The organism is Paraburkholderia sp. SIMBA_053, from assembly GCF_046534895.1.
In the GTDB taxonomy this organism is placed as follows: domain Bacteria; phylum Pseudomonadota; class Gammaproteobacteria; order Burkholderiales; family Burkholderiaceae; genus Paraburkholderia; species Paraburkholderia caledonica.
The window spans coordinates 647685-661472 of record NZ_JAWRXU010000001.1; the positions used below are offsets into that span (position 1 = coordinate 647685).

12 protein-coding genes are annotated in these 13788 nt (G+C 58.8%); 9 read left to right on the top strand and 3 right to left on the bottom strand.

The window, feature by feature from the left end; translation table 11 throughout:
- Nucleotides 1–7: 7 nt before the first annotated feature.
- Nucleotides 8–877: an NmrA family NAD(P)-binding protein gene (locus SB753_RS02965; protein ID WP_087751166.1), complete on the bottom strand. Its 870-nt coding sequence runs from the start codon at nucleotides 875–877 to the stop codon at nucleotides 8–10.
- 284 nt (nucleotides 878–1161) lie between these two features.
- Between SB753_RS02965 and glmS the strand changes: the two genes are divergently transcribed.
- The 7 genes from glmS (at nucleotide 1162) to SB753_RS03000 (ending at nucleotide 9552) form a co-directional block, all read left to right on the top strand.
- Nucleotides 1162–2991, top strand: a complete 1830-nt coding sequence (gene glmS / locus SB753_RS02970) for a glutamine--fructose-6-phosphate transaminase (isomerizing) (protein ID WP_410798885.1) — start codon at nucleotides 1162–1164, stop codon at nucleotides 2989–2991.
- 132 nt (nucleotides 2992–3123) lie between these two features.
- On the top strand, nucleotides 3124–4650 hold the full coding sequence (locus SB753_RS02975) for a N,N-dimethylformamidase beta subunit family domain-containing protein (protein WP_410798887.1): 1527 nt from the start codon (nucleotides 3124–3126) through the stop codon (nucleotides 4648–4650).
- Nucleotides 4651–5127: 477 nt separating this feature from the next.
- Entirely contained in the window at nucleotides 5128–5868 is a 741-nt protein-coding gene (locus tag SB753_RS02980) for a helix-turn-helix domain-containing protein (RefSeq protein WP_087751163.1), read from the top strand.
- Between the two features lie 12 nt (nucleotides 5869–5880).
- On the top strand, nucleotides 5881–6093 hold the full coding sequence (locus tag SB753_RS02985) for a hypothetical protein (protein ID WP_410798889.1): 213 nt from the start codon (nucleotides 5881–5883) through the stop codon (nucleotides 6091–6093).
- 158 nt (nucleotides 6094–6251) lie between these two features.
- Nucleotides 6252–7205, top strand: a complete 954-nt coding sequence (locus SB753_RS02990) for a GlxA family transcriptional regulator (protein ID WP_410799608.1) — start codon at nucleotides 6252–6254, stop codon at nucleotides 7203–7205.
- A gap of 46 nt (nucleotides 7206–7251) precedes the next feature.
- Nucleotides 7252–8556, top strand: a complete 1305-nt coding sequence (locus tag SB753_RS02995; RefSeq protein ID WP_410798890.1) for a flippase — start codon at nucleotides 7252–7254, stop codon at nucleotides 8554–8556.
- 36 nt (nucleotides 8557–8592) lie between these two features.
- On the top strand, nucleotides 8593–9552 hold the full coding sequence (locus SB753_RS03000; protein WP_020070925.1) for a glycosyltransferase family 2 protein: 960 nt from the start codon (nucleotides 8593–8595) through the stop codon (nucleotides 9550–9552).
- A gap of 100 nt (nucleotides 9553–9652) precedes the next feature.
- Here SB753_RS03000 and SB753_RS03005 read toward each other — a convergent pair whose 3' ends face one another.
- Nucleotides 9653–10504, bottom strand: a complete 852-nt coding sequence (locus tag SB753_RS03005; protein WP_410798891.1) for a LysR substrate-binding domain-containing protein — start codon at nucleotides 10502–10504, stop codon at nucleotides 9653–9655.
- A gap of 104 nt (nucleotides 10505–10608) precedes the next feature.
- Between SB753_RS03005 and SB753_RS03010 the strand changes: the two genes are divergently transcribed.
- Nucleotides 10609–11535 carry a DMT family transporter gene (locus SB753_RS03010; protein ID WP_410798892.1) on the top strand — a complete coding sequence of 309 codons (927 nt, stop codon included), beginning with the start codon at nucleotides 10609–10611 and terminating at the stop codon, nucleotides 11533–11535.
- 80 nt (nucleotides 11536–11615) lie between these two features.
- On the opposite strand, the gene SB753_RS03015 is transcribed toward SB753_RS03010, so the two are convergent.
- Entirely contained in the window at nucleotides 11616–12317 is a 702-nt protein-coding gene (locus SB753_RS03015; RefSeq protein WP_020070928.1) for a FadR/GntR family transcriptional regulator, read from the bottom strand.
- Between the two features lie 393 nt (nucleotides 12318–12710).
- Here SB753_RS03015 and SB753_RS03020 point away from each other — a divergent pair, with 393 nt between their 5' ends.
- Complete coding sequence (locus tag SB753_RS03020; RefSeq protein WP_087751159.1) at nucleotides 12711–13748, top strand: ABC transporter substrate-binding protein; 1038 nt, start codon at nucleotides 12711–12713, stop codon at nucleotides 13746–13748.
- Nucleotides 13749–13788: the final 40 nt, after the last annotated feature.

A 13788-nucleotide genomic window follows, 5' to 3' on the forward strand; every position in this document is an offset into this window, starting at 1 on the left:
GAACCGGTCAGCCAGCGCGCTTGACGAGTTCGGCGAGCACTGTCTCATAGGCAGTGTTGCCCACTACGTGCTCGTTTACGCCTGGCTCGAAATCGATCCAGCCCGAGTTGAAGCCGTCGAGCATTTCAATGCGCGGCGCCGGCCAGGCCGTGCCTTGCGCCTGAAACCGCGCTTCCCATTGATCGCGAGGCACCGCTTGCGCCTTCACGTCACGCTCCAGTACCCGCCCAAGCAGCGCCGCGATTTCGTGCTGCGTGTAGCGCTGCGGGCCCTCGATCTCGATCACGCGCCGCCCTTGCCAGGACTGTGCAAGCGTATCTGCGACGACGCGGCCAATATCGGCCGTCGCGACCATCGGATACGCGCGCTCGAGCGGATGAAGGAAACTCGACATGACGCCCGTGTCGCGAGCCGGCGCGATGTCCCACAGCGAGTTTTCCATGAACCAGGCGGGCCGCATGATGGCGGTGGGCAACGGCAGGTCAGCGAGCGCCTCTTCGAGAATATGAACCTGCGTGATCAGGCCAAGGCCGGACACACGCTGACCGCCAACCGAAGACAATACCGCAACGCGCTCAGGCCGCGCCTGTGTCAGCGCTGCTTTGAGTACAGCGGCTCCCGCGTGTGCACCTGGATAACCAGGCTCCGGCGCGAAGTTCGGCGCCATCATCACGAATACGCCTGCCGTGCCGCGAAAGGCTGCGGCGAGCGCTTCGGCGTCCTCGAACGATGCGATCGCCACCTGGGCGCCACGCTCCTCCCACTGCGCGGCCTTCTTCTCGTCGCGCAAGACTGCGCGCACTTCATGTCCGGCAGCTAATAGAGCGCGTGCCGCCGCGCCGCCAACCTGCCCTGTCACACCGGTAATCGCATACATGTTCGATCGCTCCTTAAATGGTAAATGCGGTAGTGCGACGCATTCTCACCGTTTAACAAGCATTTCGCGATAGCATCGATATCATTTGTTCAATGACGAAATAGCATGCTTATGTTTCATGTTTGTTGCGCGTGAAAGCTGCGTGCTTATTTACCGGACAACGGTTCAACGTTTCGCGCCGCGCTTAACGCGGTTTGCACTGCGGTGTCTATGCTTGGTTGCAATGCAACAGACTTGATAGTTCAGTCCGTTGGTGTTGAACCGCTGCGAATAAGGGGCTTTTCATGTGCGGAATCGTAGGAGCAGTGGATCGGCGCGATGTGACTTCGATGTTGACCGAGGGATTACGACGCCTCGAATATCGCGGCTACGACTCGTGCGGTATTGCCGTCCTTCAGCAAGGCGCGCTGCGGCGGGTACGAAGTGTTGCGCGCGTTGCGAATCTCGCCGCAGAAGTTGCGCACGCAAACTTGTCCGGAATGATCGGTATCGCACATACAAGATGGGCCACACATGGTGCACCCGTCGCAAGGAATGCACATCCGATCTTCTCCAGCGGCGAAATCGCCATCGTCCATAACGGCATCATCGAAAATCATGAGTCGCTGCGCGAAGAACTCAAAGTACTCGGCTACATTTTCGAATCGGATACGGATACGGAAGTCGTCGCTCATCTGATTCATCATGCCTGGCAGAAGGAGTCTTCGGGCGACCTGCTTTCGGCCGTGCGCCATGCGCTTGCACGGCTGCATGGCGCATACGCCATTGCGGTATTCGCGAGAAATGATCCGCACCGCGTGATCGGCGCGCGCGCGGGCTCGCCGCTCGTCGTCGGACTCGGCGACCAAGGCAACTATCTGGCGTCTGACGCAATGGCGCTCGCCGGTACGGTCGAGAAGTTCATTTATCTGGAAGAAGGCGACATGGCGGAATTGACGCTGGACGGCGTGCGGGTCGTCGATCAACGCGGCAATACCGTCCAGCGCGACGTCAAGCTCCAACATTCGAACACCCACGCGGTGGAGCTCGGCCCGTACCGGCATTACATGCATAAGGAGATCTTCGAACAGCCCAGCGTGATTGCGGACGCAATTGAGGCAGTCCATTCGATCTCGGCTGACTTATTCGGACCCGGCGCAAGGCACGCTTTCCGCGAAATCGACTCATTACTGATCGTCGCGTGCGGCACGAGTTATTACGCGGGCATGACCGCAAAGTACTGGTTCGAATCGCTTGCCAAAGTACCGACGCAGGTAGAAGTCGCCAGCGAATACCGGTATCGCAGCAGTGTCGCCAATCCTCATACGCTAGTCGTGGTCGTGTCGCAATCAGGCGAAACGGCGGATACCCTCGCGGCTCTGAAACATGCTCAATCGCAGGGACACCGGCACACGCTGGCTATCTGCAACGTCGCAAGCAGCACGATGATGCGCCAGGCGCAATTCCAGCATCTGACGAGTGCCGGACCCGAAATCGGCGTGGCATCGACGAAAGCCTTTACGACACAACTCGTCGCATTATTTCTGCTGGCGCTTACGCTCAGTAAGCAGCGCGGGCGCCTTCCGGCGGCGCAGGAGGCCGAGTATCTGGATCAGTTGCATCAGTTGCCGGCACGCCTGAACAGCGTACTCGCGCTGGAAGCGCAAATCATTGCCTGGGCCGAAGCATTCGCGCGGACCGAGCATGCGCTCTTTCTCGGCCGCGGCTTGCACTATCCAATCGCCCTGGAAGGCGCTTTGAAGCTGAAGGAGATCTCATACGTACATGCGGAAGCCTATCCGGCCGGCGAGTTGAAGCACGGACCGCTCGCGCTGGTGACAAGCCAGATGCCGGTTGTGGCGATCGCCCCCAACGACGCACTGCTCGACAAGCTGAAATCGAACATACAGGAAGTGCGGGCCCGCAGCGGCCAATTGTATGTATTCGCAGATCAGGATTCGCGGATTGCGAGCGAAGATGGCCTAAGGGTAATCCGCATGCCGAACCACTACGGCTGTTTGTCGCCAATCCTGCACGTGGTGCCGTTGCAACTGCTTGCTTATCACACGGCCTGCGCGCGCGGCACCGACGTCGACAAGCCGCGCAATCTGGCGAAGTCGGTCACTGTCGAATGAGGCGTAGCGCACAGATGGGTTGACAGTTTGTGTGTACAAGCAAACGGATGCATGACGACGAACGTGCGCCGCACATGTAATTGAAATTCATTGAGCCGGCCAACGCCGGCTTGATAGCGCGAGGAAGCAAGCATGCAGATTTATCCGATCAATCCGAGCTTTACGGCGGGAGCGTGCTTCGAACTCGCCGTGCAGCCGAACACGCGCTTTAGCGTTGCTCTTTATCAGCAACAGGACGACGACTCTCTGACGAGTCTGTGCGGCGTTGTTGTCGAAGGAAAAAACGGTGTAACGGCCACGTTGAAGGACGGCAAGTACTTGTTCGAATCCACGGGCAATAACGTGCGGATGCGCTTCGACGAGGACTGGAACTGGCCGACAATCACAATCCGGCCGAACGTGACGGACCTGGAGACCGGCGCCTATGTAGCGATCGCCTATGAGGTCGATGCCGACGGCAAGCCCGTTCACGAGCTCGGGCAGTCGTGCGCCGCACATCGGCCAATATTCGCGGCACGCCCCGACAGCGACAGCATGGCGCTAGTAATCGCGCGTCCGCGCAATCCGACGGCGGCTCTTGCGTACATTGTGCCTACGGCTACCTATCACGCGTATAACTCGACGGGCGGCGGCAGCTTCTATGACGATCGCGTCCACCGCTATCGGGCAGCGAATAAAGTCAGCCTGCGTCGCCCCGGCGGCGGGCTAGGTGCACGGCTCGGCGAACCGGTCGATCCGTACGATACGCGCTCGACCCGTCAGCAGTTCGCACATTGGGACGCCAAGTTCATCCGGTGGCTGCGCAAGGAAGGCATTGCTTGCGACTTCTACACGGATCTCGATCTTCACAGCGCGACTGCGCTCGATCTGACACGCTACCGCTGCATGCTGAGCGTCGGTCACCACGAGTACTGGAGCGAAGAAATGCGCGCGCATGTCGCGTATTTCGTCACGCAAGGCGGAAACCTTGCGGTTTTCAGCGGCAATACGTGTTATCGGCCCGTGAGGTTCGTCGGCTCGGAACCCGGTCAGCTCACCGAGATGCGCAAGCTCGCGGACAACTGGGACGTACTCAAGGAACGGATCGACCTCGATCCGCGTGTAAGCGGCAATGAAAGCAATCTGATAGGACTGACTTATAAGCACGGTGGCGGCCACTGGGGTACATGGTCACGCTGGCGTCGCCGGTGGGTCAAATGCGAGCGTCGAGCGGTCGGCTTTACCGTCAAGCGGCCAGAACATTGGATATTCGCCGGTACTCAGTTGCAAAAGGACGACACGTTTGGCGCGGAAGATCGTCTCGTCGGATATGAAGCCGACGGCATCCCGCCCGAATGGAGTGACGATGCGTTTGAAACGCTGGCGATTACAGATCCGCTTGCGGGCTGGGAGATGGGCGGAGCAGGCGCGATCGGCATCTTCCGACCGTTGCTTCGTGACGGTCGCCGCAGCGTGGGAGAAGTGTTTAACGTAGGCACGACCGACTGGGCTCGCGCGCTAATGGATAGCTCGGCGAAGAGCAATGGCGTAGTTCAGCAGATTACCCGCAACGTGATCCGCAAATACGCAGGACTCGAAGCGGCAAATGAATTGCCGCTACCTGCTTCGGAGACGGCCAGCGCCACAAAGGAGGCTGCATTGCACACCGACGCCGGTTGAGCCGTACACCGTGTACGGAATGAAAGCAATGACCGTTACACACCCGATGTTGTCGGAAGGTGACACGATCGGGTAATACCTGGCTTACCCATGCGGCGGCAGAAATTACTTCGGCTTCCTACTCATATTTCTTTAAGGTTTATGGATGACACTCTCTTCATGCCGCGTTTTCAGCGGATCTAGAGGCTTTCTCAGGGCAATGAAGTTGAACTTTCAACGCCTCCGCGTTCGCTCTCCCGCACTGAGCGGCAGGTTTTAACGCACGTCTGCGTTGTCAGCCAAGGTTGGCTGTTTGAGGCTGAATTTAGGTGAGCACGCAACCAGCCTTACAGCGTATCCTTTCATTCAACTCCCAGCGAAGAAAGATTGCGTAAGCATCGTCCTCGACGCTTCTTCGCCCACGTCCCTATAAAGCACTGTCATACCTGACCGGCATTCAACCAATAAATAGTTAGACCTTGAACAACAGGAGACAGCATGAATAAAGTCGGCCCCGCTAGTTGCCTCCTACCAACGGATAATGCGGCACAAGTGCTTCGTCTAATTAATACGAATGCACATATAGATATCGTTTCGAGCCGTGATCTTGAAGCCGGCCTCGACGAAATCGATCTCGAAAGCGTCGCTGCCGGAAGTACTGCGGCTATTCGCCGCCGCGCGCACGGTGGCACCGATCAGTTGCAAATGCTTATTGCGCCCGATACGGATGCAACGCTTGCGTCTATCGTCAGGTCCACTCTGGATTGTCAAGACTTAATTGCTCCCGTATGGATCCTGGACCACACAGAGCATGGCGCAGTCATTGCGCGACCTGCGGAAATACGCATCAGCTTCTTTCCATACTCAAGTCCCTTAAGTTCTGCAAAGTCGGGAGCACCGAAAAAGGAAGACGAGAAAATCCACGCTTCCGCGCAATGGCTCACCGAAAACTGCGAGCACGACATCTCGATCGCCGAGGTCGCTCAAGCCGCCGCTATGAGCGAGCGGACTTTTCTGCGCAGATTCCGGCAGCAGATCGGCACGACACCCTCCGAGTATTTGCTGAGAGCACGTCTCGAGCGCTCGTGCCGCTTGCTGGCCGAGGGCGATTTGCCCGTCGACAAGATTGCGCGCCGCAGTGGCATGGGCAATGGATCGCAGCTCGCGAAGCTATTTCGCAAACGTTTCAGGGTCTCGCCAACAGAATTCCGCCGCCGCGCCCGCACAGGTACCGCCTGAGCGAGAGTAGCTATGGAAGAAGGCAGGCCGCACGGCAATTGGCGTGATCTGCCGTTGGCATCGCGTGCCGAAAGGTTCGCGTTCACGTCGATATTGATTGGGTTTGCAACTGTTTATGTATTGGCGGTGATTGTCGTTTTCGCGGTCGTGGCGATCGTAATGATTCCGCTACGGATCGTATCGACGATTGCAGCAGCTGTCAGGGCCGCAATGCGGCGTGAATGACGGCGTTTCGAAGGGCCGCGTAGTGGCGATGCGCGACAAGCAATTGGCGGCTGTGCCGCCGATTGGGCGGAAGTTTGTCGAATCAGCTGTTACTACAATGCAGCTATCGTCTGACCGGCTATGTGCATTTGATAAATATATTGGGAGCCCTAATCGTGATGGATCTTGTTGAATTCTCAAGTCTGCGTGTCAATGAGAAAATCGACTACTCACAACCGTCGAAGCACATTGGCCTTCTCGTTTCCCAGAACTTCTTTACGGCGACCGCGGGCGCCATTGGGGACGCTTTCCGTCTGGCTAACGCGGCGGAACTCGCCCGGGGCGAGCAGGCGCCCTACCGTCTAACGGTATTGTCCGACCAGGGGGGGCTTGTCACCAGCTCCTGTGGCATTTGCATTGGCACGGAACAACTTAATCATTACAGCATCAGCGACTTCCATGCGTTCTTCGTGGCCTGCCGCGACTCGACGGTGACAACCGAGCCGACAGATCGCCTTCATTCGTGGATCACCCGTCAGGGAGCCATTGCATCGCTTCGCATTACGCAAGGCTCGAAGCTCGCGGTGGTTTATAAAAACGCTTCGCGGCTGGCAGTACCCGTCGTTCTGTTCGACGACGAGGTTGCGGGACCGCGCGCGAGCGGAGCGACACCAGCTGAACTGGCCGTCGCCCAGATCGAACGCGACCTCGGCCCGCAGATTGCCCGCAAGGTCGCGCTCGACCTGCAGACCAATGCGGTCAAGCCCACGAGGCCCCGCGAAGGTGACGCGAAGTCGCTCACCACGACGAGCAAGGTTCGAGAGTCGGCGCGCTGGATAAAAGAAAACTACAGCAAGCCTATTTCCGTGGCACAAGCAGCGGAATCCGCAGCGATGAGCAAGCGTAATTTTCGGCGACGCTTCAAGCAGGAGTTCGGCATGACGCCGCTGGAGTACCTGCTGCGCACGCGGTTTGAAGTTGTCCGCGCAATGCTGAGTTCCACCAACGTTCCTATCGGGAAGATTGCACGCCGGTGTGGAATGGGCGACGGCAACCGGCTTGGCCGTCTTTTCAAGGAAAGGTACGGCATGTCGCCCACCGAATTCCGCGCACAGCGTCACCTGATCCTGTAGAGCGGCTCACGCAGGAGGAAAGCCACATCGCATCAGACCAATTTTTATGACTACTCCGATTCGTAAGACGCTGCTTTATCTCATTCTTATCCAGGGCGGCAACTATATCGTACCGTTGCTGATGTTGCCGTACCTGGGTCATGTACTCGGTGCGAGAGAGTTCGGGGTCCTCGCCTATTGTCAGGCGGTTGCCCAATACATGGTCTTGTTGACCGACTACGGTTTCAACTTCACGGCAACGAGGCACGTCTCCGTGAACCGCGGCGACCCTCGCGGTTTGGCAGAGGTCTACACGAGCACTTCCGCTGCGCGACTCGTGCTCGTCATGGGAGCACTCGTGCTGATCGTTGCGGGTGTGTTGTTCGTGCCGGACCTGCGAGAGCATGCCGACGTGCTGGCCGCGTTGTTTCTTGGGATCGTCGCCAACGCCGTCACGCCGATATGGTTGTTCCAGGGCCTGGAGCGCATGCGCGCGCTAGTTTTACCGACGTTTCTTTCGCGGCTCGTCGGACTGGTCTTCGTGTACCTCGCAGTAAGAGGTCCGGGCGACGCGGCGCTCGCCGCGCTTGGTGTGAGTCTCGGCAATGTGCTGCTCGCGATCTGTGCGCTGTGGATTCTCCGTCGCAATCGACTGGTGAAACTCGTCGGTACATCCACGAGAAAGATCGTCGAGGCGCTGAAAGACGGGTTCCCGCTTTTTCTCTCTTTCGTATTGATCAGCTTTTATGTGAACTTCAATTCCATTCTGCTGAATTACTTTCACGGACCGGAAGTAGTCGGCCAGTTCGCAATGGCGGACAAGATCCGCGTGGCGGCGCAAGCCATGTTCATGGTGATCAGCCAGGCTTTCTATCCACGCATCAGCCAATACCATGCGACCGATCCTCAAGCCGCGCAGCGTCTGATGCGTATGGCAATGCTTGCCGTGTTCTCGACTTCGATCAGCCTTTTTATCGGTATTGAATTGCTCGCGGCGTGGGGCATCGAAACGTGGATTGGGCCGCAGTTTCACGCGTCGATTCCTCTGCTGAGACTAGAGGCCGTGTTGCCGCCGATCATCAGCGTGGCAGTTGTATTCGGCGACCTGGGACTGCTCGCGCAAGGACGGGCGCGCTCACTGACCAATGTGTTTGTCGGCGCAACCGTTCTGCATCTTCTCTATGTCGTTCCACTCACTCGCTACGGCGGCGCCAAAGGGACGATCGTGGCCGTGATCCTGACCGAAGTGGTCGGCGCAGTGGCCTTCGTGTGGCTGTATTTTCGCGGCGTCGCTCCCTCTTCGCGCGGTGCGGGTCGGTCGCCTGTTGCGCCGTCGGCGGGTCAGGAGCCACGCGGCGCGGATGCGGGTTGAGTGCGGTTCTGGTTCATCAAACAATCAAGGTGCCCTATGTCAGCTTTTTCCATCATCGTGCCGGCTTATAACGTGCAGGCCTATCTCGACGATGCGCTCGCAAGCATCGCCGGCCAGTCCTTCACGGATTTCGAAGCGATCATCGTGGATGACGGCTCCACGGATGGCACCGCCGCGATCGCGCAGCGCTATTGCGATACCGACCCGCGTTTCACCTATGTCTATCAGCCCAATCGCGGGCAATCCGCGGCGCGCAATCTGGGCACCTCGCTCGCGACCGGCTCCTATGTGTACTACATGGACAGCGACGACATTATCGACACCGACACGTTGAGCGTGTGCCATCGGGAATTCAGCAATCCCGAGATCGACGCCGTCATGTTCGAGGCTGCTGTGTTCCCGAACGACGCTCCCATGTACAAGCAGGAAGTGAATGGTTACCGGCGGCCGCTGGGAACCGCGACGTTCTGGTCGGATGAGTTCGTCGTCGAGTCGTTGCGGCAAGGACGCTATTTCGTATCGCCATGCTGCTTCATTACGCGGCGTTCGGCGATCGGAAGCCTCCGCTTCCTGGAAGGCATCGTGTACGAAGACAATCACTTCTTCGCCGCATTGCTGCTGCAACAACGGATCAAAGTGGCCGTGCTGAATCAGGCGCTATTCAAAAGACGCCTGCGAATGGATTCGACAATGTTCACGACGAAAACGCTGCACCATTACAACAGCATGTACCGGCTGCTTCACGAAATGTCGGAACTGTCGTTCATTGCGCTCGATCCGCCGGCGCGCGCGAGGATCAAGCAGGAGATCATCGGCAAGACGCTGGGCGATCTGCATTTCGCAAGCGCGATGGTCGGCCCCGACTTCAAACTGCGAAGCATGAACGTGGCAGCGACATGGTACGTCGCCACCCATATCTCGCCTCGCCTCTTTTCCGCGAAGCGCCTGTTGCTCGCGCTCGTGCCGGAGTTGTATCGGCTGAAGCCTGAACTTTGATCGATCGTGGATAGGTGTGCGCCGCAATTGCCATAATGGCGCACACCCGGATGCCCCGACAAAAACATGTTGTGATGACTGTTGATGGCGAATGCCTTCGTTAAAGTCTGAATCGTTGCCGCAGCGTGGTTGCGAGGAGTTCCATTGCCTCCGTTGCGCGGCCCCTATCGCCGCGCATCAGAACCACATCGTGGTCTTCAATCTGCGGCAGGCCGTCGAGCACCCGCATATCGGCGCTGACCCGTGCACGGTCGAGAAGCGTCACGGCCAGACCGGATTCGACACAAGCCTTGATCACCTGAGTCGAGCCGCTGTCGAGGATCACCCGCCACTTCCGTCCTGCTGACTGCAGTGAACTCATCATTGCTGCACGATAAGGACACGGCTCCGCATAAAGCGCCAACGGAAGCGGACGGGTGTCATCCACGACATAGCTCGGGCTGCCGACCCAAACCGGCGTTGTCACGGTCAGTACATCCGCAGACCTGCTTTCCTTTGCGGGCTGAACGACTATCGCCAGATCGAGCTTGCCGCGACTGATCTGATCGCGAAGCTTGAAGCTCGGTGCAGTCTTGACTTCGAGAACCACGTTGGGCCAACTGGTCGCGAAACCCGGCAAGATATCGCGGATCACATGCGCAGCGTATTCATCCGGTATGCCGAATATGACCCGGCCGGCCAGTCTCTTCCCCTTGATGTCTTCCACAACGCGATCGTGCGCCGCAAGCACCTCGCCCGTACTGGACAGAAGCCGCTTGCCGAGCGCCGTCAACGTGACCGACTGATTGTCCCGTTCGAGGAGCCGCCCGCCCGCAATAGCCTCGAGGCGCTGAATCTGGATGCTTACGGCCGCGGGGCTCCTGTTGACCAGTTCTGCCGCCGCGCGAAAGCGTCCTAACCGGGCGACAGCGTGAAAGGTCCGCAGCAGATCGATGTCGAGAACGGTGCTCATGGTTTAATTCTGTTAAATGACTGAGTCAGTATATTTCAATTTTCGAATCCATCCCGGCGGTCTAATCTGCATGAATGGCGAGAACATCGACACACAATGCAAGCTTGAACCCCAATTCGCGCGACGCGAATCGCGTGCCGCTGCCCATGCTCGAGGCGGGGATGGTGCTGACGTGGAGTTCCGGCTTTGTTGGAATGCGGTTCTCCGCGGATTACGCTCCAGTACTCCTCGTGCTGCTGTGGCGGTTCATAGCACTTTCGCTCTGTCTTTTTCCCTTCGTCGCTCGCGAGATTCGGAGTGCGCCTTTGCCCGTATTGATCCGGCAGTCGATCATCGGGGTATTCGCGACGGCGGGGTATCTCGCCGGCGTCGCGAGAGGAATCGAGCTTGGTGTTCCGACCGGTCTCGCCGCCCTCATTGCAGACCTGCTTCCAGTGGCCGTAGTAATCATTTCGACCTGCGTCTTCCGTGAGCACAGCCCGAAGAGCGTGTGGGCCGGACTGGCGCTTGGCCTTGCAGGAATGTTGATTGTCTGTCGCGACGCGGTCGCGCTCGGAAAAGCGCCGGCATGGGCATACGCACTGCCGGTTGCAGGTATGGTTTCACTCGCGGCGGCTACGGTTTGGCAGCAACGATCAACGGCTCGCGCGGGAAGTTTGAGTCCGCTGGGCATGCTTTGGCTGCAAAGCGTCGTCTCCTGCCCGGTCTTTCTATGGCTGCAGGCATCGCATGGCAACGTCATGCCGATCGCAACCGTGGGGTTTGCTGCCAGCGTCGCCTGGACTGCCATTCTGGCGACGCTTGGCGGATGGGGGCTTTACTGGACGTGTCTACGGCGCTCGTCGTCTGCTCGCGTCACGAGCGTACTCTTTCTGAGTCCTCCGATCACGCTGATCTGGGCATGGGCGATGTTTCGCGAGCCACTGTCATGGCCCATGGCTATCGGAATGGGGATTTCCGGCCTTGGAGTCCTGCTCGTTGTGCGACGCGACCGTGCCGGAGGCAGACTGTTCAGTGACAGACTTCGGTGAGCCGAACGATTGCAGCCGTGCCGGCAACGCTTCGGGTTGTATCGATTGCGACGAGTACAGCGCGAACCCAACGGCGTTTGCTACGCCGCGAAGAGACGGCGATGCACGTTGCGCAAGTGCGCCCGCATCGCGGTCTTCGCGGCGCGTGCATCGCGATTGAGAATGGCCTCGCCAATCCTGCGGTGATCCGCGTTCATCGCCAGCGTAATCTGCTTGTCAGCGTAAAAAGCTTCGAGGTGCGTGAACACGGGGCTATAGCGCTTGTTCCATAGCATTGTCATCACCTCGGTTAGTAGCGGGTTGCCCGTCATCTCGCTGATGAGCAGATGGAAGCGCCTGTCTTCTTCGAGAAACGCGGCGTCGTTCACCGACTGTGCCTCCAGGTTGCCGATGATGCGCGTAAGCAAGCGCCGCTGCTTGCCGGTGCCGTTCTTTGCAGCAAGCGCCGCGATCTCGCCTTCTATCATCGCGCGTGCGGAAAGCAGATCGGCAACGCTGAAGGCTGCGTCTTGCACCGGCGCCTGTTCGCGTGACTTGTCCAACTGGCGCACGAAAACGCCGGTCCCCGTGCGTATCTCCACTCGCCCCGCGATTTCGAGCGCAATCAATGCCTCGCGCACGGAAGAACGCCCCACGCCGAGTTGCCGGGCCAGATCGCGTTCGGCAGGCAGCGCCTGTCCCGGCTCGTAAGTTCCGTCTTCGATGAGCCCAATGATCAGGCTCGAGATTCGCTGATACAGACGCTCGGGTTTGAGAGTGGGCAGGTCCATTGGCAGGTTCATTCGCGCTCCTTTACCCGTTTCGTCGATCGAATTGCATCACTCAAAGACAGTCGCTATACTGCCTCGGCGGTCCGGTGGCCTGACCACTCGTATGGCCTGACCGCAATGAAATTGAAGGCAGTCCCTGGAAGCAACCGTTTGAAAGCATAGCATCGGCGATTTCGCGGATGCGCTCAAAAAAGGCGTGCTCATGACGATGTCATTTCAGTGCTTCAGCACCGGCGCTTGCCGCCTTGCCCGCATGCGGTCCGCTCGCGTCACGCACGTACCCGCCCCCTCCCGCTTTTCGTCCAGCTTTCAATCAGCGCCGCCCTGAAGGCGCTTGCGCGCGCATTGAATCGACGAAGCCGATCCGAGCAGTCCGAGCAGTCAGCAAAACAACAAGGAGACACCATGTTCCGCTCAGCCAAGCAGGTGACGATCACGCTCGCCGCAGCGTCATGTATGTTCGCGGGCGCAGCGCACGCGCAAGTGGCCACCGGCGATACGTCGCAAAAGAAGATCGCGCTGTCGAATAGCTTTGCGGGCAACTCCTGGCGGCAGTCGATGTTGAAGAGCTGGAACACGGTCTCGCAACAGGCCGTCGCGGACAAGAAAATCGGTGCGGCTCCCGCATTTACCACTGCCGAAAACCAGGTGACGGAGCAGGCGCAGCAGGTGCAGAACCTGATCCTGCAAGGCTATAACGCGATCGTCATCGACGCCGTGTCGCCAACCGCGCTCAATGGCACCATCAAGAAGGCGTGCGCAGCGGGCGTGGTCGTCGTGTCCTTCGACGGTATCGTCGACGAGCCGTGTGCGTATCGAGTGAACTTCGATTTCAAGGGCTGGGCTGAGCAGGGTGTGGACTATCTCGCGCAACGGCTGAACGGCAAGGGGAACATTCTCGAAGTGCGGGGCGTGGCGGGCATTTCCGTCGACAACCTGATGCATGAAGGCGTGCTCGATGCGATGAAAAAGCATCCCGGCATGAAGCTCGTGGGATCGGTGAACGGCGACTGGACGCAGTCGGTCGCGCAAAAAGCCGTCGCGGGCATCTTGCCGACGCTGCCGCAAGTCGATGGCGTCGCGACCGAAGGCGAGATGTCGTTCGGCATCGCGCAGGCTTTCAAAGCCGCCAATCGCACCACGCCGCCGATGATCATTGGCAGCACGTATCCCGAACTCAACTGGTGGAACGAGCAGACGAAGAACGGCTATCAGTCGCGGTCGCTGTCCAATCCGCCGGGCGCGGTCACATTCGCGTTCTGGGTCGCGCAGCAGGTTCTCGCAGGAAAGAAAATCCCGAAGGACGTGACCATCAACGTGCCGCTGCTCGAAATTTCGCAGCAGGAGTTGCCGGCGAAGCTTGCGGCGACGCCGCCGGGCGGCATCAGCGACGTCACCTATACGCTCCCTCAGACGGTCGCGCTTCTGGACAAGAAGAAATAAATCTTTTGAATCGAAGTATCGCCACGCATGGAGCATGTGA